Source organism: Acinetobacter sp. CY05 (assembly GCF_059515805.1).
In genome coordinates this window covers 17603-37488 of sequence record NZ_JCAKMW010000010.1, presented here as the reverse complement: position 1 = coordinate 37488, position 19886 = coordinate 17603, and the positions used below count along the sequence as shown (strand labels likewise).

The window sequence follows — 19886 nt, the reverse complement described above, 5'->3', positions numbered from 1 at the left end:
GACCCATGTACGCATGGGTTTTTTTATGAACATTATATTTGAGCATTTATGGACATTCAGCTGACTAAACTGTTAAGTACTTTGGGCTTGTTTTTTATCACCGCAGTGATGGAAATCTTGGGATGTTATTTCCCTTATTTAATCTTAAATCAGCAAAAGTCCCACTGGTTATGGTTGCCAACAGCTTTGGCTTTAATGGCCTTTGTTTGGTTATTAACTTTACATCCTGCAGCCTCTGGGCGCATCTATGCCGCTTATGGCGGTATCTATATTGCTACGGCTTTGCTGTGGTTAAAGTATGTGGACGGTATGGCTCTGAGTCGTTGGGATGTGCTGGGTGGCTTGATTGTAATAGGCGGTGCCTTGGTGATTATTTTACAACCCCAAGGCTTGCTTCGTTAAAACGCACAGTCTTTTTGTTTTAATTCCACCGTATATTGATGTTGAGCAGAGCTTAAATTTAACACCACACGATAAGGATTGGCACGTTGATACTCATGCTCAAAGAAAATTTCGCAATTTTGACTTAAATTCTTTTTAATTAAATTCTGTACTTCAGCGCGTCCTAAATCACGCTCAAATTGCTCAAAATCGGGTGTCACAATTAAACCTGTCAATTGTGTTTTACTGCTGGATAATTGCAGCTTTTCAATTACAGTATTTTGATCAATTTGTAAGGGCAGGGTGCGAGAGTCCTCGGCACTGAGTACAGTTAATAAATCATTAAGTTGCTTTGAATTTTTAATTTTAAACTTGTGATCAATGATTTTCTGTTGTTGTAAATATTGATCAAATTCGGTTGCAAGTACAGGTGCCGACAGCACAAGACTTAAACTCAACAGCACTGTTTTTTTTAATAATTGCATAACATCACCTAGCATGGGGCTGATTTCATTATGCCGCAAAAATAAAAAAAAGCACCCCTAAGGGATGCTTCTTTTTGTGAACTTAATTAAAGAAAAATTAATCTTTTTTTAAGTTCTCATTAATTAAAAATTCAACCAAGGCTTTTTGTGCATGTAAGCGGTTCTCTGCTTCATCCCATACCACCGCATTTTTGTGATCAAGCATATTTTCAGAAATTTCTTCACCGCGATGTGCAGGTAAGCAATGCATGAATAAGCAATCAGGATGGGCTAAATCCATAAGGCGTTCATTGACTTGATAATCAGCAAAGGCTTTTTCACGGATTTTTTGCTCTTCTTCTTGACCCATGCTCGCCCAAACGTCGGTCACAATCAGATCAGCGTTGACAGCGGCATCTTCAGCTGAATCAACTAATTCTACACAGTGCGCAAATTCACTTAGGAATTTTTCTTGCGGTTCATAGCCCTTAGGCGCAGCGATTTTTAGTTTAAAGCCCCACATATGTGCAGCTTCAATATATGAGTTACACATATTATTGCCATCACCAATCCAAGCCACTGTTTTGCCTTGAATTGAACCGCGGTGTTCAACAAAGGTTTGCATGTCTGCCAACAATTGGCATGGGTGATGATCATCGGTTAAGGCATTAATCACCGGTACTTTAGAATACGAGGCAAAGCGTTCAACAATGTCATGACCAAAGGTGCGGATCATGACAATATCCAGCATGCTTGAAATCACGCGGGCAGAATCTTCAATCGGTTCACCGCGGCCCAATTGCGTATCGCGTGAAGATAAGAAAATCGCGCTACCACCAAATTGACTCATGCCTGCTTCAAACGAAACGCGAGTACGTGTGCTCGATTTTTCAAAAATCATGCCCATGACTTTGCCAGTAAATGGTTGGAACACTTGGTTATTATGTTGCATACGCTTAAGTTCAATACCGCGTTGCACAATTTGGTTCAGTTCTAAAGTCGATAAGTCGCGTAGGGTTAAAAAGTGACGTAGAGCCATTCGTTACTCCACAATAATTGCTAAGTTTCAAAGGAAACAACAATTAGTTGTTGGTTGGTTAAACAAAAATAGGGAATCGATTAATATACTATATGCAGGTGAAATTGCAAAAAAACTAGACCTTTTGATGACCGTCTAGGAACATATCAACACAATAATGAATGTATTCGAGTGTTTCTTGATCAATTTTTTCGCAAGGCTGGGGTAGGGGTAGACCTAAAAGCACGCGCCATTCCAAATTACGCAAAATACCAAAGTACATTTGGGCTGAGTAAATCGGGTTTTTACAGACAATATACTGCTTATCATGAGCGACTTGTAAAGCATGTGCCAAACTTTGCTGCAGTTCCTTTGGGCCTTGTTCATGAATATAAATTGCAAGTTCAGTATTACGTTGACTTTGTTCCAAAATTAAACGTAAAAAGGCGGCATTCTCTGGCTGGATAATGTGTAAATAAAAACGAACCAATGTGTCAATTAAATAGGTTCTTAAATCTTGATCGGCTTGAATAAAGGGTAAACAAATATCTTTAAAAAATTGTTCACAGCGGTAATCACAAATTGCTGTAAACAAGCCTTCTTTATTGCCAAAATACTTATAAATAGAAGCTTTTGAACCCCCTGCATGAGTGACAATATCGTCTAAAGACACTGCATCATAGCCTTTTTCTAAAAATAGACGATTGGCGCTGAGTAACAGGGCAAGACAACGCTCATGCCCACGTTTCGTTTGGGGCATGTCGCGTAACGGTTCAATGTGCTCAAAATCAGGCATAGAGGTAGAAAACACCAAAATAAATCATGGATAAAGGCATAGGAGTGATCATAACAAAAAAATCTATCAATTACTGCAAAAGCCATGATTTAGCCGTATTGGCTTAAAATAAAAGTCCAAATCAATGCGCTAGAGATGTGATTTATTTTAAAATAAGGGCATCTTCTACACTATAGCCGCCTTCAATGGCAATACCTTGATACTTGACTACAGCCAACACTTTATTATGTTGAGGAATCTTATAACTCTGACTAATGGCAAGATCAGGCTGGTAACTGATGGCGTAGTCTATAGCGCTACGCAATGTAGCGGTTTGTAGTTGGTAACAATATTGATACTGCCTGAGATTGCTAGAGGGGTCCATAGGGGACGCAACACTGCGTTGTAGGCGTTGTATAACATTGAGTTGTAATGAGCGGGTTGGAATCTTTGGTAAAGGTTGTAAGCGTTTTTGAATTTGGGCTAAAGCCTGATTGAAGCGGGTTGGCTCTTGGTCGACATCGATTTTTTGGGTCTGAGGATGGATATACAGTGAAGTAACGTCAATGCGTTGCTGTGCTTGTGGACTGGCGAGAAGATAATAAGAGAGTTGCGGCAGGCGTCCGCGTCCATCATGAAAATGTCGTAAAATATAGACCTTTTGATCTGCTGCATCATAGCCTAGTACCTCAATGGTTTGTGGTCCACCTACTGTAGCGAAAGTTACACTCGGCAGAGCCGATAAGCTCAATAATAAAATCCTAATGTTCATCTTTAACATCCTCTGTTATTGTGAATTGAGTATTTTAAGAAGAAGGCGTAGCAAGATTATGTTGTTGTAATGTGTTGATTAAAAGTTGACATACTGCTGAAATTAAGGCGTTTAAACGTAAGCTAGGCGCATGTTTAAAATAATAGCGCTGACTAATCATATCGCCTTGATAGGCTAAGCTAATAAAAAAGGTACCTTCAGGCTTATCCAGAGTTGCAGAGCCACCCGGTTTTAAAAGACCGGTGCAGGCAACTACAATATCAGCACAAGGGAACAAGCGTTGTCCAGCTGCTGCCATCGCCTCAGTGACCTGTAAAGATTCAGCGCTATAACGTTGTATGAAGGCTTTAGGAATATTTAAGATTTCTTCTTTGACCCATGGATCATAACATACCAGACCACCTAACAAGATATTGGTGCCGGTATTCTTATATAAGGCAAATTGACTTGCTAAATAGCCAGCACTGGCACTTTCAATAAAAGCAATTTTTAGGCCGTATCGTTCTAAATCATCACAACAAATTTTTAGCATTTTATTTTAATAAATAGTATGAGTAGGCATCAGCATAAAACAAAAATACGTCTTAAATAAGTCATTTAAGGAATTAAAAATATTAAAAAATCATAAATTGCCTAAGACAAATACAGCTGCAGCTTGGTTGGGTATAAAAACGACAAACTACAAAAAAATAAGTATCATCTAGCTTAAAAAGCTGTTAAAAATAAAAATAAAGTGCTTAGTGAAAGTAGGTTTATAACATGAAAACGATTGTAAAATATGTGGTATTAAAAAGTAGTGACTATCAATTAGGAACGCCGCTCTTTCAACAAGAACTCGAGGCTGATGCTTTATATTTTGATCAAATTCCAGAGACGATTAGCTATCAAAATTTACAATTTAAAGTGAAAAGTAAAGAGCTAAACCGCAAGCAAACTGCTGAAGAACTCGAGGTAACGCAAAATATTTTAGTCAAAGTCATTGCAATTTAAATAAAAAAAACCACGCATTAAGCGTGGTTTTTTATTCAAGCAGCTTAGTGATTTTCAGAAGCATGATTGATGGTGTATTTTGGAATTTCGACTTCTAGATCTTGATCCACAACACGCACCTGACAGCATAAACGCGAGTCAGGTTCTAAGCCCCAGGCACGATCAAGCAAATCTGCTTCAACATCGTCCATGTCTTCTAGGCTGTCAAAACCTTTACGTACCACAACGTGACAGGTGGTACAAGCACATGACATGTCACATGCATGTTCAATTTTGACACCATTTTCCAACAGGCTTTCGCACAAATTGGCATTGGTCTCAACATCAAATTCTTTGCCTTCTGGGCAAATGGTTGCATGTGGCAATACTTTAATACGTGGCATAGTCGTTACCTATAAATTAATTTGAGTTAGACCAGTCATCTAATTTGGTGCCTTTTAAAGCAGCATCAATATGTTGGTTCATTCGTAATGCAGCAAAAGCATCAGTATGGACTTTTAGAGCGGCCACAGCTTTTTCAATGGCATCAATATCAGTGCCATTTAGGGTCGCTTCGAGCTGTGCTTTTGCGGCTTCAAGTGCGTTCTGCTGTGTGTGATCAAGTAAATGTGCATCTGCTTGTAGAGCAGGTGCTAAAGCTTCAAGCTCACGTTTTGCTTCAACTTTGGTTTCATTTAAATGACGTAATGCTTTATCGACTTCAGCGAATTTAAAGCCATCCAGCAGTAAACGTTCCATATCTTGATCAGATAAACCATAAGATGGTTTGATGTCAATATGTGCGTTGACGCCAGAAGTGGTTTCTTTGGCTGAAACACTGAGTAAACCATCTGCATCAACTTGGAAGGTGACTTCAATACGTGCTTGACCGGCTGTCATCGGCGGGATACCACGCAATACAAAGCGACCTAAGCTACGACAATGCTCTACTAAATCACGTTCGCCTTGTACCACATGAATCAGCATCGCTGTTTGACCATCTTGATAGGTGGTAAATTCTTGACGGCGTGCTACCGGAATTGCAGTGTTACGTGAAATTAGACGTTCAACCAAACCGCCCATGGTCTCTAAACCTAAAGACAGTGGGGTAACATCCAGCAATAATGAACCATCGGTACTGTTGCCAATCAGTTGATTTGCTGTAATAGATGCACCAATTGCCACCACTTCATCTGGGTTAATGGTGCAAAGCGGCTCTTGATCAAAAACTTCACGGACGGCTTTTTGCACTGCATATGAACGTGTTGAACCACCCACCAAAACCACATTTTGAATATCACTAAGTTCAAGTTTAGCATCACGCAATACACGCTTACATACGCTAATGGTCTTATCTAAAGCCACTTTAATAATGGCTTCAAAAGTTTGGCGATCTAAAGTTAAAACTTGATCTAAAACCTGAAGACTAACACTGTCTTTATTGGTAAGTGCTTCTTTGGCTTGACGAGCAGCTACTAAAACTTGCGCGTATTGATGATCATCTAGGCTTTCAATACTGAGTTGCTTTTTTGCCCATTTCACGATTAAGCGATCGAGGTCATCGCCACCTAATGCGGTATGACCACCTGTTGCTAAGACTTCAAATACGCCTTGAGAGAAACGTAAGATAGAAACGTCAAATGTACCGCCGCCTAAATCGTAAATCACGTAGTTACGGTCAGTGGCTAAGTTCGCATCTTGATCTAGACCATAGGCTACCGCAGCAGCAGTCGGTTCGTTCAGTAAACGTAATACGTTTAAGCCGGCAAGTTCCGCTGCATCACGTGTCGCTTGACGCTGTGCTTCATCAAAATAAGCAGGTACGGTAATCACCGCACCATTAATTGGATTTTTTAAGCTCTCTTCAGCACGCAATTTCAGCTGATTTAAAATTTCAGCTGAAATCTCAACCGGTGTTTTAGGCCCTTGCGCTGTTACAAAAGCAGGCATCTGATGGTCTTCACCCATCAATTCATAGGGGTGCTGGAATTTAATATCCGCTTTTGAACGTCCCATAAAACGTTTGACTGAAACAATCGTATTTTTGGGATCTGTGGTTATAAAAGCTTTGGCTTCATCACCATAAAGCGCACTTTGTTCATTGTAGTGTGCAATCGAAGGGAGTAAAACTCGACCTTGTTGATCATGCAATACTTTGGCCTGACCTGAAAGTACAGTTGCCACGAGTGAGTGAGTAGTGCCTAAATCGATGCCAATCGCAATACGGTGTTCATGCGGTGCACTTGATTGACCAGGTTCTGCAATTTGCAAGAGCGCCATGCGTTACATCCTTTGAACTAAAAATAAATATATCAATTAAAAATCATCATCTAAATCAAAGTCTTCATCATCTAGGATGCGATCTTCGGCTTTTTCAATATCCGCCATGACTTTGACAAAGAAACGCAGCTTACGCACTGTATCGCGCGCTTCACCCCAATCTTCATCCTCATAATCAATTTTAAATTCACGGACTAAACCATCAATCCACTGTTGCACTTCAACTTTTAATGACTGTAATTCTTCACTAGCACGTGCATCATCAAGCTGTTCACGAATTTCGAGTGCATCTTGTAAAAATTCAAAATCACTAATCGATTGATCGAGATGATAATCTTGTTTCTTTAAGCCTAATAAATATCCCGCGCGGCTATCCACCTGAGATAACACTTTATAGGCCTGATTAATCTCGCTTGATTTGATCAAGGCTTGATCTTTGTCGCTGGCTTTATCAGGATGATATTGTTGCTGCAACTTTAAAAATTCGGCTTTTAAAGTGGCTAAATCAATATCGAGTGCTACAGGAAGGTTGAACAACTCAAAATGATTCATGGGAGATTCCGGCTAATTTTACTGAGGTTAAATGCAATTAAAACAGTGTAAATGACACTGTTTTAATGCAAAACAAGACACATGTGGAGGCTTAAACGGTAAAAGATTCGCCGCAGCCACATTCGCCTTTTTTGTTTGGATTATTAAATTCGAAGCCTTCGTTAAGCCCATCTTTAACATAGTCCATCTGCATACCTTCAAGATAAACTAGGCTTTTAGGGTCAACGAACACTTTTACACCAAATTGTTCAAACATTTGATCGTGTGTATCGACTTCGTCTACAAACTCAAGCACGTAGGCTAAGCCTGAACAGCCTGAAGTTTTCACACCAACGCGAATGCCTTCACCCTTACCTCGATTTTTTAGGTAATTGCTGATATGAGCTGCAGCACTTTCAGTTAAATTGATCATGAAAACTCCGTTAAATTCAATCTAAAACTCAGAACAATTAAGCTTTGTCAGTGCGTTTGCTGCGGTAATCTTCTACGGCTGCTTTAATTGCATCTTCAGCAAGTACAGAGCAGTGTACTTTTACTGGAGGTAGGGCAAGTTCGTTAGCAATATCAATATTCTTGATTGCTTGAGCTTGATCTAAAGTTTTACCTTTTAACCATTCAGTTACCAATGAACTTGATGCGATTGCAGAACCACAACCGTAAGTTTTAAAACGTGCTTCTTCAATCACGCCTTCGTCATTGACTTGGATTTGTAAACGCATCACGTCGCCACATGCAGGTGCACCCACCATACCTGTACCTACGTTTTCAGCATTTTTGTCTAATACACCAACATTACGAGGGTTTTCGTAATGATCGATCACTTTTTCGCTATAAGCCATGTTGCTTCTCCAAACCTCGGGGTCAGCGTTAATATTTAATATGAGGGTTAAAACATTAAAGTCAATGAGATTGCACTAGTAAAGCTACAATCTCAAAGTATAATTAGTGCTCAGTCCACTCAACTTTAGAGAGGTCAATACCTTCTTTATACATATCCCAAAGCGGAGAAAGTTCACGTAACTTCTCAACAGCAGCTTGGGTGATACTTAACACATGATCAATATCTTCTTCAGTGGTGTATTTACCAAAGCTGAAACGGATAGAGCTGTGTGCGAGTTCATCAGATAGACCAAGCGCACGTAATACATACGATGGCTCAAGTGTTGCTGATGTACATGCAGAACCAGATGAAACAGCAGCGTCTTTTAACGCCATCATCAATGATTCACCTTCAACAAAGTTGAAACTTACGTTTAAGTAGTTCGCCACGTTATATGTTGGGTGACCGTTTAAGAACACTTGTTCTAAACCTTGTAAACCGTTCCACAATTTGTCACGTAATACACGAATGCGTGCTTGCTCTGCAGCTAGGTTTCTACCTGCAAGTTCAAATGCTTCACCCATACCCACAATTTGATGAGTTGCGAGTGTACCAGAGCGCATACCGCGTTCATGACCACCACCGTGCATTTGACCTTTTAGACGTACACGTGGGCTACGACGTACGAATAAAGCACCAATACCTTTAGGACCATAGATTTTATGTGCAGAGAAGCTCATTAAATCGATTTTCATGGTAGAAAGGTCGATTTCAACTTTACCAGCAGCTTGTGCAGCATCGACGTGGAAGAAAATTTTCTTAGCACGTGTAATTTCACCAATGGCAGCAACGTCGGTAATGGTACCGATTTCGTTATTCACCATCATCAGCGATACTAAAATGGTATCTGGACGAATCGCAGCTTCAACCATTTCAGGTGTAATTAAACCTGTTTGCGGTTGTGGCTCAATATAAGTAATCTCAAAACCTTCAGATTCAAGTTCGCGACACGTATCTAAAATTGCTTTATGTTCAATTTTAGAGGTAATAATGTGCTTACCTTTAGAGGCATAGAATTGTGCTACGCCTTTCAGCGCTAAGTTATCTGATTCTGTTGCACCAGAAGTCCAAACAATCTCACGTGGATCTGCTTTAACTAAATTCGCAACTTGTTCACGTGCATATTCTACTTTTTCTTCTGCTTGCCAGCCATAAGCATGTGAGCGAGATGCGGCATTACCAAAAGTACCTTCAAACGTAAGGCACTCTACCATGCGTTCTGCAACTTGAGGGTCGACAGGAGTTGTTGCTGCGTAATCAAGATAAATCGGACGTTTCATGTCAAATACCTGTAACCGATAAAAGGGCTGAATCAAAAGATGCTGAATTTTGGCGAATGGCAACGGTTTGTACGTTGTCACGGGCAATTAAGTCAGCAAGTGAGATTTTTGCAAGATAATCGGCGATGTGATGGGAGAGTTCCTGCCATAAATCGTGAGTTAAACACATTGCACCATTTTGGCAGTTGCCTTTATGGTCACAGCGTGTGGCATCCACGGTTTCATTTACAGCCTCAATGATTTCTAACACGGTAATATCATCTGCACTGCGCGCTAAATGGTAACCACCATTGGCACCTCGCACACTAGACACTAGGCCGTGACGCTTGAGCTTCGCAAATAACTGCTCTAAATAAGCAACAGAAATCGTTTGGCGTGCTGCAATTTCAGCAAGCGTGATCGTTTGTTCAGTTGGCTGCAAAGCTAAGTCAAGGAGTGCAGTCACTGCGTAGCGACCGCGAGTTGTTAAGCGCATGATTCGATACACATGTTAAGACTAGATAGGGTAATTTTAAGAATCCTGACTAAAATAGTCAAGTTTTTTTATTGGGCAGAAATAGCTTGTAATTTTGTAGAAAATGAACGCTTTATGCGAAGAATATAGTATACAGCAATATTACAATTAAAAGCAGTATAAGGCTTGAAAATATAAAATTTAAGCGTTTTTGCTTGTGCTGCAAATGACGAACTCGATTTTTATATTGTTTAACTTCAACTTGCAAAGCGTTAATTTTAGCGCGTTGTTGATCAATTTTTTCAAGTAACGGGTTAATACGATGTTTGGAAGACAGTACATCACCGCTTTCTAAAGGCTCATTTAACCACTGTTTCCAATCACAAAGTACTTTAGGCAAACTAAACATTAAAGCTAAATCGCGAAATTCATCTTTTAAAGTCACATCACCTTCAATACGCATAGCACGAATACTACGTTTATTGCCCATCACAAAGATTTTGACCAAATCCATGAGGGTAGTGCGGATATCTAAATCCACGGGTTGGTTTGGTGCTTGGGTATCAAATAAAATGCCATGTTGATTAAATTCAACATAAAAATCAAAATATGGCACATAACTATTGATTTTAAGACGAACGTTTTGTTGGACAAATTTTTGTGCTTGATGGGCAATGACACGATCATGCTGTAATACAAAAGTAAATAAAGTTTCAAGCGCGACCATGCTCATATCCAATACCAAGGGTGCTTGTTGCTTCTTGTTACTATTACTTTGACTCATAAACCATCCTTGCCCAATAAATCGAAATTCGCCACAGCTTTGTAGAACAGTTTTGCAAAACGTTCAAGTGTTAGCTTTGTTATTATAAGATAAATCCACTTTTTGATGTCAAAACTGTACACAAAACCCGCAAGGAGGCAACGTATGCCAACACAACATCAAGATAAAAATACACAAAATAGCCTAAGCAAAGATAAACTATCAGAAAAGCCGTATCAAGCACTTAATCCTCGTAAAAATATGCTGGATTTTCGTAAATATACCCAACAAATTTGGTTGGCGGGTTTAGGTGCATTTTCACGTGCAGAAGAAGAGGGTTCGAAGTTATTTGAAAACTTAGTCAAGATGGGGGAAGAACTTGAATCGAAGACGCATGAAGGGCAAAAAACTTCAACGAATAAATTAAAACATAATGAAAAATCAGCAAATGAACCTGAGCGACTTGATAAAGGTTGGGATCAGCGTGTGCAACAATCACTCAATAAAGTAGGCTTAGCAACGCATAAAGATATTCAGCACCTAGAGCAACTCATTTTACAGTTGCATGATAAAGTCGATGCTTTGTCACAAGAAAACCAACAACTCAAGCAGCAATTACAAAATAAAGCTTAAGCTTTAGTCGCAAAGCATTTTTATTATTTTTATTATTTTTAATAAAAGCAGCAAGATAGTATTGCGTTTTGCACTAAAGCATTGCTATAAAGGCGTTATACAGGTTTTTAGTTATAGTTTAGATCTTGAATAAAGAGATTAAGAGGACGTAATTTTCATGAATAAATCAGAATTAATCGATGCAATTGCAGAGAATGGTGGACTGTCTAAAACTGATGCAGGTAAAGCATTGGATGCAACAATTGCGTCAATTACAAATGCACTAAAAGCAGGCGATACAGTAACTTTAGTAGGTTTTGGTACTTTTGCGGTAAAAGAACGTGCTGCGCGTACAGGTCGTAACCCACAAACTGGCGAAACTTTAGAAATTAAAGCAAGCAAAGTTCCTGGTTTTAAAGCGGGTAAAGGCTTAAAGGACGCAATCGCGTAAGCTCTTTTCTTGCAAAAGACGCGCTCAGGCGCGTTTTTTTATGAAATCACGGTTTTTGTGCCGTGTGATGATTCATTCAGTAGGGGTTTTCGGTTAAAATTCCCCGCAAATAAAATATTGGAATACTTATGGAAGCTTTTCGTAAAGTTATTAAGGGTTGGCTAGGTAAAGTCTTGCTGGTGTTGTTTTTAACCCCTTTAGCGCTTGTAGGTATTGAAGGATATTTTAGCGGTGGTAAATCTGAAGACACAGCACAACTGGTGAATGGCGATGAAATTTCTAAAAAAGAATTAGAAGCACTCACTAAATCGTTTAAAGAACAATATCTATCTTATGTAAACGGTGATGAAACTTTACTTAATCAGAGTTTTATTGAAAATAAAGCCTTAGATAGCTTAGTGGCACGTACTTTATTGCTGCAACAAGCGCAAAAGCTTGGTATTTCTTTAAGTGATGCACAAATTGAACAAATGATTGCGCAACAACCAAGCTTCCAAGAAAATGGCCAATTTTCTGAAACTCTATACGCCAATTACTTACGTTCTGTGGGTATGACCAGCCAAAGTTTAATTGCTAACTTACGTCAAGATCATGCTTTAAAGATGCTAAGCAATTCGTTTCTAGAGCATGCTTTGGTGAGTAAAACTGATATTCAACAAATTGTGAATTTACAAACTGAACAGCGTACCTTGCATCTAGCGAGTATTAAGCTTGATGATTATAAAAAAGCTATTCAAGTTTCCAATCAAGAGATTACAGACTACTATAATCAGCATAAAAATAGTTTTAAGCAGGTGGCAAGTGTAGATGTTGACTATATTGTGTTACCACAGAGTAGTGTCAATACCACAGCGGCTACTGTAACACCAGATGAACTACAAGCGGCTTACGATAAATTTGTAGCTTCCCAGCAAGCAAGTGCCGCACCGCAAGTAAAGCATATTTTAGTGACTTTGGAGGGGCGTTCTGAAGCTGAAGCGAAACAACGCGCGACAGCAGCACAAGCTGAAATTAGCAAAGGTGCAAGCTTTGCAGCAACTGCACAAAAATATTCAGAAGATCCAGACTCTAAAAGCAAGGGAGGCGTGATTGAAGGTTATGCCAAAGGCGTATTTGGTGATGACTTTGATCAAGCCGTTGCCGCAGCCAAAGCAGGTCAAGTCGATGTGGTCAAAACTCAATACGGTTTCCATGTTATTCAGGCCCAAGCTGCAGCAGTCAATGTGCCAAGTTTGGCGCAGGAAAAGCCACGTTTAGAAGCAGAAATTTTAAAATCTAAAGTGGCCAATGCCTTTTCTGATCGTGTTAATGCCTTGAATGAATTAGTGATTAGTAGTGATGCTTTAGATGTCGTGTCGCAAGAAGTCAAAGGTACACAAATACAAAGCTTAAATGGCATGACTTTAAGTACCCAACATCCAGTACTCAGTGATCCGAGTGTTAAAGGTAAATTATTTAACACGGATGTACAAAATGGTGATCGTAATGCCTCAAGTAGCATTCAGCTAGCGAATGGCGATGTGGCTTGGGTTAAGGTACGTAATTACCACGCGGCAGGCGTACAAAGCTTGACTGAAGCTAAACCACGAGTTAAAGCTACTTTGCTTGAGAAAAAAGCAGCAGCTGCCGCAACTGCAAAAATTCAAGCTGCACTCAATGAATTTAAAACTCAGCCAGCGGCACAGGTTCTTGCTAAACAGCAAATCAATTTTGTAGATGCAGGCACCTTTGCGCGTTCGCAAGGTCTGTTAAAACGTGATGTAGAACGTGCGGCATTTAGTGTGTTGCCACCCAAAGATGGTCATTGGTCAGTGACCACTGCGACCTTACCTAATGAGTTAATTGTGGTGGGTGTATCTAAGGTACAAAAAAGTGCAGAAGCTTTAGCGCCAGAAGCGGTGCAAGAGCTTACGAGTTTGTATCAAAAATTGCGTGCTGAACAAGAGTTAGATGACTACACCCGTTATCTTAAATCTAAAGCAAAAATTAAATAACAATAAAAAAAACCAGCCGACGGGCTGGTTTTTTTTATTCGCTACGAATGGTAATTTCGTAACCCGTATATTTACGAATATTAATTACGCCATTATCTAAAATTAAATATTGGCCTTTGATGCCCTGAAGCTTGCCACGAATCTTTGGGGTCTTGTCTAAGTTATGTGACTTAATTTTTTCAGGATAAGCAGTCACAGGATAAACAAACTCACGCGGGCGTTCTTGTTCTAAAATTTCAACACCTTCGTTAAAATCGAGGCTCATACTAAATTCATCACGAATCAGTTCAATTTGAGGAGCAAAATCATCCAAAAGTTGATCACGAACCTCAATCAGATCAAGCTTCGGTGCCTCACCTTTTAGCAATTTACGCCAATCTGTTTTATCAGCGACTTCAGCGGCAAACATCACTTCTAACTGACCGGATAAACGACGTGAACCGACTTGCATAATTGGCAGTGCTTGCGTGGCACCTTGATCGAGCCAACGTGTTGGCATTTGTCCCAAGCGGGTGATACCCACTTTCAGTGCACTTGAATTGGCTAAATACACAATATGTGGCTGGAAACAAACCTCTTGCGCAAATTGTTCCTCACGGCAAGTACCTAGATGATAGTGACATGTTTCAGGCTTCATAATGCACATATCGCATGAGGCTTTGGTTTTAAAACATTTAAAGCAATGCCCTTGCGAATAAGACTTAGGTGTTTTGCTACCACAAGATACACAGTAAATATGACCACTCCACTCGAGCTCTAGCTCTTGGCCTAATACAAATGGTAGATCAATTTGTGTGCGATTTAGAATAAATTTATATTCAACATTTGCCTTGTGTGTTTGTTGATCAGTTACACTAGTGTCTTGAAGACCGGCATGCATTTTATGGCAAATGCCTTGATATTCCATATAAATACTCACTGAATGAAAAAGAGGATGTGCGCATGGCTGAGGACAGTGTCATCACGTTAATGTTAGACGATTTATCCAAGGAGCAGCCGATTACCACAGCCTTATGTTTAGGGCAGGACTTAAGCCAAATTGCCCCTAAACTTGATTGGCAATATTTTAACGTATCCGAATTTTTAAATCTGCCTTTTCAAAAACGTTATGACGTGGCATTGGTAATTTTAAATAGCCCTGAGATGCAGTTACTCAACGAACAGCAACAAGCACAATTGTTAGTCAAACTGCGTGACTTAATGGCTAAACGTATTGTGTTGGTCAGCGCTTTAAGTCAAGAAAAATCATTACGTGCTTTAGGTTTTACCCAGCTCATAGATAAAACCACCCATATACATGATTTTGCTTTATGGCAGTTTAATATTTTAACTTATAAGCATGTACCTGATTGGTTTAACTCTAAATTTTGGGCTAATCCTGAAAATTGGGATAAATTTCGTTGGTAAGCTTGCAAATTTTAACAAAGCACCCAAGGAAAAAACCAACAAAATACGTATGCTGAAAGAGAGGAATTTAACAATAACTAGGCAATTCATATGACAAATTTAAGTAATATCGTCGAGATTCTGGCAAAACAAGCTTTAGGTGGCAATCAGCAACACAACCAACAAAACGGTTTGGGGGGTATTTTAGGCAGTGTCTTAGGTCAGCTCGGTGGCCAACAAACTCAAAATAAATCACAAGGTGGCTTGGGTGGTATTTTAGGCAGTGTGCTCGGTCAATTAGGTGGGCAACAGCAACCCCAAGTGCAGCCGCGCAGTAATGCTGGCTTTTCTGGTGGCGGTAAAACCTTATTAATTGCGGTATTACCTCTGGTATTGGCTTGGATTCAAAAACAAGGTGGTTTACAAGGTGCTCTGGATAAATTACGCGGCCAAGGCTTAACCTCACAAGTCGACGATTGGGTCTCTACAGGAGAAGGTGCCAATGCTAGCGTGAATCAACAGGCGGTACAAAACCTATTTGATGACCAAGACGTTGAACAAGTGGCTCAACAAGTACATACCGATAAACAAGATGTGTATGGGGCAATTTCTCAAGTCTTACCAGAGATTATTGATTCGCTTACACCACAAGGTGAGCAGACCAGTAAACAAGAAGCCAATGATGATATTCAGCAAGTGCTTAACTTGGTATCTGGTTTCTTAAAACGTTAACAGGCAATAAAAAAGACCAGATCATGATCTGGTCTTTTTAATATAAAGTGGACTAAAGGCTTAGAAGTCGTAACGCATACCGACCGATAAACCTAATGCTGTTTCGCCTGCAGCATTCACACCTTGATCTTTACTTGGTTTGTTACTACGTGCTTGAGACCACGGCGTTAAGTTAGCGTTGTCATCGTTCATAACTGCAGCAACGTTGCCATACATACGTAACTGGCTGTCAAAGCGATGTTCTAGACCTAAAGCAAGTAGGGTTGAGTTGCTATCATCGCTATCCACTTCACGGTGGAACACTTGACCACGTAATGAAGTTTTTGGTGCAAATTTATAATCTGCAGCGACCCCTAATACATGTGCATCAGCATTGACACCCACATCATTGTCATGAGTAGTAAATTGGTATAAACCGCCAACATTTAAAGTTGGTGTAAGTTTATAACTTGCTGCAAGTCGTACACCATCACGCTCACCTTGGCTGACATCTTCTTCATAATGCTCATAGGCTGCAGCAAAATCAAATTTTTCAGCTTTATAGTTTAAGCCTAAGTCATAGGCTTTGGATTTTTCGTTATTATCTTCGATTGTCTCATCAGCAATCATGGTGCCATTATGTAAAGACAATGCAGCTTTGGCAGTAAAACCACCCGCAAATTTTGGTGATTGGTATTCAATCGTGTTTGGATTACGCTCATCAAAACGGTGATTATAAGCACGGGTAACGTTACGTAAATCACCGACTTGGTCACCAAAATAGTTGACAGGATTACGCGCTGCTTTAAATGGTGAGTCAAAACGACCGACTTTAACTTGACCAAAATTACCTTTTAAGCCAACAAAGGTATCACGTGTTGAGAAATCAACAGAATCTTTAGAGTCTTCTGAACCACTGGCAAAGTTAATTTGTTGTTCGATCTGAGCAAAGGCACTTAAATCTTCATTGACTTTGTGTTCAACTTTAAAACCTAAACGTGATGAATTTGAAGATAAGCCTACTTCGTTATAGTCTTTACCATCGTCAAGATAATCTAAAGAAACGTGTGCACGACCATAAATTTTAATATCAGCTGCCATTGCTAAGGCTGGTGTAAAAAGTGTTGCCCCAATTGCCAGTGCACAAAGTGTTTTGTTCATTGTTTGCTCCAGTAAAGAACTGAGCAGTAAGGAATATTTACTGCGCTTTATTGGGGCTCAGTATTGTCAAAAAATAAGACAATTCGATGAACAAATGATTGCAATTTGATGACGATTCACAAAAATAGGCACAAAAAAAATGGAGCGGACACGCTCCATTTTTTATTTACAGTTAAAGTGCTGCTTTAATTTTGTCAGCTAAAGCCTGAATTTGAACTTGATCACCCATAACAGCGCCATGTTTACCCAACTCATGAATTGAACTTGGAATGAGGTGGAAATGCACATGGGGCACAGTTTGACCAGCAGAAGCACCAGAGAGTTGCATTAACACTATACCTTTGGCATCTAAGGCTTTTTCGATGGCTTTGGCAACTTTTTGCACGATTTGAATGGTATAGGCTGCAACTTCAGGATCTAAGTCTAATAAGGTGACAGCAGGGCACTTTGGAATTACCAAAGTATGACCTTCTGCTTGGGGCATAATATCCATAAATGCCAAGACTTGATCATCTTCATAGACTTTAATTGCAGGTAATTCACCACGTAAAATGCGGGCAAAAATATTTTGATCATCGTAAGCCATGATTGTTCCTTAAAGATTGCTGTAATTATTTACAGTTCAATTCTTTCTGTTTTTGCTTAATTTGGTCAAGACGTTGTTGCTCTTTTTCTGAGAACTTCGGCTCTTTATTTAAATTACAGTTTTTACCATCAAAGCGTGCTTGTTTGGCAGGGTCCTTAAAGCAAAACCCTTTAGAAGCATAAATCACATCATGATCATCTTGCAGCTTTTGGCATTGTTGCTCATTCGCATTGGCATGCGTTGCAGCCAACAGAGTCATAAAACTTGCGATCGCTGCAATGGTGAATTTCATCATGTTGATATTCCTTCATGAATTAAATGATGTATAACTCTAATATTGGGGCACTGGCTTTAAAACACAATGACTAAAGCTTACTCGATTGTAATTTTATTCCAAGTTTCATACAGGTGAGCCAGAGTGGAAAAGTCACTTGAACTGTTGGTTTGATTACTCGCTGCTTGAACGAGACTTTGTGTTTGGGCAGTGATGGGCGCTGAAAGCTGAGCCTGACGCACTAAGTCTAAGGCAATGCCTGTGTCTTTTGCCAACAAAGGGAGAGCAAATGTGAGTGGAAATTCGCGATTAAGCACCCGTTGCGGTAGTACACTTTCGGTAACACCACTTTTACCACTTGAAGCGTTAATACAAGCTAAAGCGCCGTTTAGGTCTACCCCATGCGCTTTTAAGGTACTAAAACCTTCTAAAGCAGCACATAGGTTTACGGCCATCAGCATGTTGTTTACGGCTTTGACTGCAAATCCCGCGCCTGACTCACCCACATGTTGAATCAGTTCACCAAAACATTCAATCGCAGGTAGGGCCCGCTCAAAGTCTTGTCTATCACCGCCAATCATCACGGTTAGTGTGCCTTTCTCAGCACCAATAGTTTGACCAGATACAGGGGCATCTAAAAAACCGATGCCTTGGGCTTTTAAACGTTGGTGCAACAGGCGCGCGCTGTCAGGTACTCCACTGGTACAGTCCACCCAAATTGAACCTGACCTTAAGCTCACGCTATCTAGCAGGTGTATCACATCTTGACTGGTCGGGAGGCATGAAAAAATTACATCGGCTTGTACAGCTTGGCTTAATTCAACCGCCTGTGAGCCATATTCAGCCGCATGTTGTTCGGCTTTGGAAAAGTTACGGTTCCACACCCACACCTGATCAAATTTTTTGACTAAGTGTGCTGCCATACGGTAGCCCATTGCCCCTAAACCAATGAATGCAACGGATTGAATCATGCGAATACCCTTTTTTAGATCTGTGTCGAACGTTGTGTCAGCCAAGCCGCCATCTGTGGCCAAAATTCCTTGGCTGTATTTTGGTTAGACATAATACCCATATGTCCACCCGGAATGAGAGTAAACGTGACATCTGTGCTGCTTGTCAATTCGCATAAAGGCGCAACCGCTTTGGCGGAGACCAATTGATCGCGCAAACCCGCGCCCACCAAGAGATTGCAGTGAATATTTTTTAAATCGATAAGTTTATTGTTTAAGTGAATATGACCGTTTTTGAGTGGGTTTTGCAGCCAAATATTGAGCATCATATCTTGGTTAATTCCACCAGGGTAATCAATCATGTCATTTAAATAAGCGCCCATGGTGGCATGTTCTTGCACAATTTGTGGGTCATCTAAATTTTGCAAAAAGCGTTTATGACCATTCAGCCAGCCTTTAGGGTCAAGTAGTTTAAATACCAAAGCATTGAGTTTTCCGGGTGTTTGAATCATTTTCTTAGGGAGTTTGCCTTGGTATAGGGCCTCTGCCACGCGTGGATAGCGGTGCAACACTTTTTGAGTGTGTTTAAGCAGTTGACCATGCCAGCCGGTTAGAAAGGTATCAATCGGCGCACCTAGGGTAATTAAGTTTTTAATCTGTTTGGAGTGGCTATGCGCCGTGTAGAGTGTGGCAAATAAGCCGCCCATACTCCAACCATGTAAAGATAACTCTGCACTGTTGGCATGTTCACGAATATGGCTTAAGCACTCTGGAATGGTGTTGTCTAAAAAGCTCATAAAATTGAGCTGATGATGGCTATAATTAAGACGTCCCCAATCGAGCAAATACACTTCAAAGCCTTGCTGTTGGAAATAATTCACTAAAGAGCGATAAGGGTATAGGTCGTAAATGGAAACAGTGACTGCAAGCGGTGGAATAAACACCAAAGGTTCTAAAAATTTACGTTCTACCGCAGGATAGTGACGTACTTTGGCGTGTTCGTATTCAAAAATCACCTGATAGGGCGTGCTTTGCGAGACCACAAGCGAGGTACTGCGAAACACCCGTGTGGATAGATTTTTCAATTTATCTGTTTGATTTTTCAGGTTGATTTTCCCTAATTTTCTCATAAATAGCACATCTTTAGCAGTAGATTTGGACGAAGTCTAAACG

The 19886-nt window shown here is 40.1% G+C and carries 25 protein-coding genes and 1 pseudogene; 7 read left to right on the top strand and 19 right to left on the bottom strand.

The features are described 5' to 3' along the window. Window positions 1-48 precede the first annotated feature (48 nt). Window positions 49-402, top strand: a complete 354-nt coding sequence (locus tag AC5YCD_RS08785; protein WP_496129678.1) for a YnfA family protein — start codon at window positions 49-51, stop codon at window positions 400-402. Here AC5YCD_RS08785 and AC5YCD_RS08780 read toward each other — a convergent pair. The 5 genes from AC5YCD_RS08780 to AC5YCD_RS08760 all read right to left on the bottom strand — a co-directional run bounded on the left by AC5YCD_RS08780 (window position 399) and on the right by AC5YCD_RS08760 (window position 3942). Beyond that, window positions 399-866 carry a hypothetical protein gene (locus AC5YCD_RS08780; protein ID WP_496129677.1) on the bottom strand — a complete coding sequence of 156 codons (468 nt, stop codon included), beginning with the start codon at window positions 864-866 and terminating at the stop codon, window positions 399-401. The genes AC5YCD_RS08785 and AC5YCD_RS08780 overlap by 4 nt on opposite strands. Before the next feature lie 97 nt (window positions 867-963). Next, window positions 964-1884 (bottom strand): ornithine carbamoyltransferase, encoded by a 921-nt coding sequence (argF, locus tag AC5YCD_RS08775; RefSeq protein ID WP_496129676.1) that lies wholly within the window; start codon window positions 1882-1884, stop codon window positions 964-966. A 115-nt stretch (window positions 1885-1999) separates the two neighbouring features. Next, window positions 2000-2659 carry a TetR/AcrR family transcriptional regulator gene (locus tag AC5YCD_RS08770; protein WP_496129675.1) on the bottom strand — a complete coding sequence of 220 codons (660 nt, stop codon included), beginning with the start codon at window positions 2657-2659 and terminating at the stop codon, window positions 2000-2002. A gap of 142 nt (window positions 2660-2801) precedes the next feature. Next, the gene (locus AC5YCD_RS08765; protein ID WP_496129674.1) at window positions 2802-3410 is read right to left on the bottom strand and encodes an aminotransferase; all 609 of its coding nucleotides are present in this window, start codon (window positions 3408-3410) and stop codon (window positions 2802-2804) included. 34 nt (window positions 3411-3444) lie between these two features. After that, on the bottom strand, window positions 3445-3942 hold the full coding sequence (locus AC5YCD_RS08760; RefSeq protein WP_496129673.1) for a CinA family protein: 498 nt from the start codon (window positions 3940-3942) through the stop codon (window positions 3445-3447). 227 nt (window positions 3943-4169) lie between these two features. On the opposite strand from AC5YCD_RS08760, the gene AC5YCD_RS08755 reads away from it, so the two are divergent. Then, the gene (locus tag AC5YCD_RS08755; RefSeq protein WP_496129672.1) at window positions 4170-4400 is read left to right on the top strand and encodes a hypothetical protein; all 231 of its coding nucleotides are present in this window, start codon (window positions 4170-4172) and stop codon (window positions 4398-4400) included. A 44-nt stretch (window positions 4401-4444) separates the two neighbouring features. On the opposite strand, the gene fdx is transcribed toward AC5YCD_RS08755, so the two are convergent. The 8 genes from fdx to AC5YCD_RS08715 form a co-directional block, all read right to left on the bottom strand. Next, a complete protein-coding gene (gene fdx / locus AC5YCD_RS08750) occupies window positions 4445-4783 on the bottom strand; it encodes an ISC system 2Fe-2S type ferredoxin (RefSeq protein ID WP_496129671.1) in 339 nt (112 codons plus the stop codon). 16 nt (window positions 4784-4799) lie between these two features. Next, the gene (gene hscA / locus AC5YCD_RS08745; protein ID WP_496129670.1) at window positions 4800-6659 is read right to left on the bottom strand and encodes a Fe-S protein assembly chaperone HscA; all 1860 of its coding nucleotides are present in this window, start codon (window positions 6657-6659) and stop codon (window positions 4800-4802) included. A 36-nt stretch (window positions 6660-6695) separates the two neighbouring features. Then, a complete protein-coding gene (gene hscB, locus AC5YCD_RS08740; protein WP_496129669.1) occupies window positions 6696-7211 on the bottom strand; it encodes a Fe-S protein assembly co-chaperone HscB in 516 nt (171 codons plus the stop codon). 91 nt (window positions 7212-7302) lie between these two features. After that, window positions 7303-7623, bottom strand: coding sequence for an iron-sulfur cluster assembly protein IscA (iscA, locus tag AC5YCD_RS08735; protein ID WP_496129668.1), 321 nt, complete (start codon window positions 7621-7623; stop codon window positions 7303-7305). A gap of 37 nt (window positions 7624-7660) precedes the next feature. Next, window positions 7661-8050, bottom strand: a complete 390-nt coding sequence (gene iscU, locus AC5YCD_RS08730) for a Fe-S cluster assembly scaffold IscU (protein ID WP_496129667.1) — start codon at window positions 8048-8050, stop codon at window positions 7661-7663. 103 nt (window positions 8051-8153) lie between these two features. After that, on the bottom strand, window positions 8154-9371 hold the full coding sequence (locus tag AC5YCD_RS08725; protein ID WP_496129666.1) for an IscS subfamily cysteine desulfurase: 1218 nt from the start codon (window positions 9369-9371) through the stop codon (window positions 8154-8156). A 1-nt stretch (window position 9372) separates the two neighbouring features. After that, on the bottom strand, window positions 9373-9846 hold the full coding sequence (locus tag AC5YCD_RS08720) for an Rrf2 family transcriptional regulator (RefSeq protein WP_122901505.1): 474 nt from the start codon (window positions 9844-9846) through the stop codon (window positions 9373-9375). Window positions 9847-9958: 112 nt separating this feature from the next. Continuing rightward, complete coding sequence (locus tag AC5YCD_RS08715; protein WP_496129665.1) at window positions 9959-10609, bottom strand: hypothetical protein; 651 nt, start codon at window positions 10607-10609, stop codon at window positions 9959-9961. Window positions 10610-10843: 234 nt separating this feature from the next. Here AC5YCD_RS08715 and AC5YCD_RS08710 point away from each other — a divergent pair. From AC5YCD_RS08710 to AC5YCD_RS08700, 3 genes and pseudogenes are all read left to right on the top strand, one after another. After that, window positions 10844-11221: pseudogene (locus AC5YCD_RS08710) on the top strand (phasin family protein); the annotation flags it as partial. A 157-nt stretch (window positions 11222-11378) separates the two neighbouring features. Beyond that, window positions 11379-11651, top strand: coding sequence for an HU family DNA-binding protein (locus tag AC5YCD_RS08705; protein WP_496129664.1), 273 nt, complete (start codon window positions 11379-11381; stop codon window positions 11649-11651). Window positions 11652-11779: 128 nt separating this feature from the next. Continuing rightward, window positions 11780-13645, top strand: a complete 1866-nt coding sequence (locus AC5YCD_RS08700; protein WP_496129663.1) for a SurA N-terminal domain-containing protein — start codon at window positions 11780-11782, stop codon at window positions 13643-13645. A gap of 34 nt (window positions 13646-13679) precedes the next feature. Here the strand turns inward: AC5YCD_RS08700 and AC5YCD_RS08695 are convergent, their stop codons facing one another. After that, entirely contained in the window at window positions 13680-14552 is an 873-nt protein-coding gene (locus AC5YCD_RS08695) for a DUF2797 domain-containing protein (protein ID WP_496129662.1), read from the bottom strand. Between the two features lie 35 nt (window positions 14553-14587). On the opposite strand from AC5YCD_RS08695, the gene AC5YCD_RS08690 reads away from it, so the two are divergent. Both AC5YCD_RS08690 and AC5YCD_RS08685 read left to right on the top strand, forming a co-directional pair. Continuing rightward, window positions 14588-15052, top strand: a complete 465-nt coding sequence (locus AC5YCD_RS08690; protein WP_496129661.1) for a DUF6231 family protein — start codon at window positions 14588-14590, stop codon at window positions 15050-15052. Window positions 15053-15142: 90 nt separating this feature from the next. Beyond that, the gene (locus AC5YCD_RS08685) at window positions 15143-15763 is read left to right on the top strand and encodes a YidB family protein (RefSeq protein ID WP_496129660.1); all 621 of its coding nucleotides are present in this window, start codon (window positions 15143-15145) and stop codon (window positions 15761-15763) included. A 60-nt stretch (window positions 15764-15823) separates the two neighbouring features. On the opposite strand, the gene AC5YCD_RS08680 is transcribed toward AC5YCD_RS08685, so the two are convergent. From AC5YCD_RS08680 to AC5YCD_RS08660, 5 genes are all read right to left on the bottom strand, one after another. Continuing rightward, window positions 15824-16903: a porin gene (locus AC5YCD_RS08680; RefSeq protein WP_496129659.1), complete on the bottom strand. Its 1080-nt coding sequence runs from the start codon at window positions 16901-16903 to the stop codon at window positions 15824-15826. 172 nt (window positions 16904-17075) lie between these two features. Then, the gene (locus AC5YCD_RS08675) at window positions 17076-17489 is read right to left on the bottom strand and encodes an HIT family protein (RefSeq protein WP_496129658.1); all 414 of its coding nucleotides are present in this window, start codon (window positions 17487-17489) and stop codon (window positions 17076-17078) included. A gap of 25 nt (window positions 17490-17514) precedes the next feature. Beyond that, window positions 17515-17784 carry a YARHG domain-containing protein gene (locus AC5YCD_RS08670; protein WP_496129657.1) on the bottom strand — a complete coding sequence of 90 codons (270 nt, stop codon included), beginning with the start codon at window positions 17782-17784 and terminating at the stop codon, window positions 17515-17517. Between the two features lie 77 nt (window positions 17785-17861). Next, complete coding sequence (locus AC5YCD_RS08665; protein WP_496129656.1) at window positions 17862-18734, bottom strand: NAD(P)-dependent oxidoreductase; 873 nt, start codon at window positions 18732-18734, stop codon at window positions 17862-17864. A 14-nt stretch (window positions 18735-18748) separates the two neighbouring features. Beyond that, window positions 18749-19843 (bottom strand): alpha/beta fold hydrolase, encoded by a 1095-nt coding sequence (locus AC5YCD_RS08660; RefSeq protein ID WP_496129655.1) that lies wholly within the window; start codon window positions 19841-19843, stop codon window positions 18749-18751. Window positions 19844-19886: the final 43 nt, after the last annotated feature.

What these genes read in the sequence shown, in the direction of transcription:
- AC5YCD_RS08785 (WP_496129678.1), top strand. Translation starts at nt 49, where the DNA reads ATGGACATTCAGCTGACTAAACTGTTAAGTACTTTGGGCTTGTTTTTT.
- AC5YCD_RS08780 (WP_496129677.1), bottom strand. Translation starts at nt 866, where the DNA reads ATGCAATTATTAAAAAAAACAGTGCTGTTGAGTTTAAGTCTTGTGCTG.
- argF (WP_496129676.1), bottom strand. Translation starts at nt 1,884, where the DNA reads ATGGCTCTACGTCACTTTTTAACCCTACGCGACTTATCGACTTTAGAA.
- AC5YCD_RS08770 (WP_496129675.1), bottom strand. Translation starts at nt 2,659, where the DNA reads ATGCCTGATTTTGAGCACATTGAACCGTTACGCGACATGCCCCAAACG.
- AC5YCD_RS08765 (WP_496129674.1), bottom strand. Translation starts at nt 3,410, where the DNA reads ATGAACATTAGGATTTTATTATTGAGCTTATCGGCTCTGCCGAGTGTA.
- AC5YCD_RS08760 (WP_496129673.1), bottom strand. Translation starts at nt 3,942, where the DNA reads ATGCTAAAAATTTGTTGTGATGATTTAGAACGATACGGCCTAAAAATT.
- AC5YCD_RS08755 (WP_496129672.1), top strand. Translation starts at nt 4,170, where the DNA reads ATGAAAACGATTGTAAAATATGTGGTATTAAAAAGTAGTGACTATCAA.
- fdx (WP_496129671.1), bottom strand. Translation starts at nt 4,783, where the DNA reads ATGCCACGTATTAAAGTATTGCCACATGCAACCATTTGCCCAGAAGGC.
- hscA (WP_496129670.1), bottom strand. Translation starts at nt 6,659, where the DNA reads ATGGCGCTCTTGCAAATTGCAGAACCTGGTCAATCAAGTGCACCGCAT.
- hscB (WP_496129669.1), bottom strand. Translation starts at nt 7,211, where the DNA reads ATGAATCATTTTGAGTTGTTCAACCTTCCTGTAGCACTCGATATTGAT.
- iscA (WP_496129668.1), bottom strand. Translation starts at nt 7,623, where the DNA reads ATGATCAATTTAACTGAAAGTGCTGCAGCTCATATCAGCAATTACCTA.
- iscU (WP_496129667.1), bottom strand. Translation starts at nt 8,050, where the DNA reads ATGGCTTATAGCGAAAAAGTGATCGATCATTACGAAAACCCTCGTAAT.
- AC5YCD_RS08725 (WP_496129666.1), bottom strand. Translation starts at nt 9,371, where the DNA reads ATGAAACGTCCGATTTATCTTGATTACGCAGCAACAACTCCTGTCGAC.
- AC5YCD_RS08720 (WP_122901505.1), bottom strand. Translation starts at nt 9,846, where the DNA reads ATGCGCTTAACAACTCGCGGTCGCTACGCAGTGACTGCACTCCTTGAC.
- AC5YCD_RS08715 (WP_496129665.1), bottom strand. Translation starts at nt 10,609, where the DNA reads ATGAGTCAAAGTAATAGTAACAAGAAGCAACAAGCACCCTTGGTATTG.
- AC5YCD_RS08705 (WP_496129664.1), top strand. Translation starts at nt 11,379, where the DNA reads ATGAATAAATCAGAATTAATCGATGCAATTGCAGAGAATGGTGGACTG.
- AC5YCD_RS08700 (WP_496129663.1), top strand. Translation starts at nt 11,780, where the DNA reads ATGGAAGCTTTTCGTAAAGTTATTAAGGGTTGGCTAGGTAAAGTCTTG.
- AC5YCD_RS08695 (WP_496129662.1), bottom strand. Translation starts at nt 14,552, where the DNA reads ATGGAATATCAAGGCATTTGCCATAAAATGCATGCCGGTCTTCAAGAC.
- AC5YCD_RS08690 (WP_496129661.1), top strand. Translation starts at nt 14,588, where the DNA reads ATGGCTGAGGACAGTGTCATCACGTTAATGTTAGACGATTTATCCAAG.
- AC5YCD_RS08685 (WP_496129660.1), top strand. Translation starts at nt 15,143, where the DNA reads ATGACAAATTTAAGTAATATCGTCGAGATTCTGGCAAAACAAGCTTTA.
- AC5YCD_RS08680 (WP_496129659.1), bottom strand. Translation starts at nt 16,903, where the DNA reads ATGAACAAAACACTTTGTGCACTGGCAATTGGGGCAACACTTTTTACA.
- AC5YCD_RS08675 (WP_496129658.1), bottom strand. Translation starts at nt 17,489, where the DNA reads ATGGCTTACGATGATCAAAATATTTTTGCCCGCATTTTACGTGGTGAA.
- AC5YCD_RS08670 (WP_496129657.1), bottom strand. Translation starts at nt 17,784, where the DNA reads ATGATGAAATTCACCATTGCAGCGATCGCAAGTTTTATGACTCTGTTG.
- AC5YCD_RS08665 (WP_496129656.1), bottom strand. Translation starts at nt 18,734, where the DNA reads ATGATTCAATCCGTTGCATTCATTGGTTTAGGGGCAATGGGCTACCGT.
- AC5YCD_RS08660 (WP_496129655.1), bottom strand. Translation starts at nt 19,843, where the DNA reads ATGAGAAAATTAGGGAAAATCAACCTGAAAAATCAAACAGATAAATTG.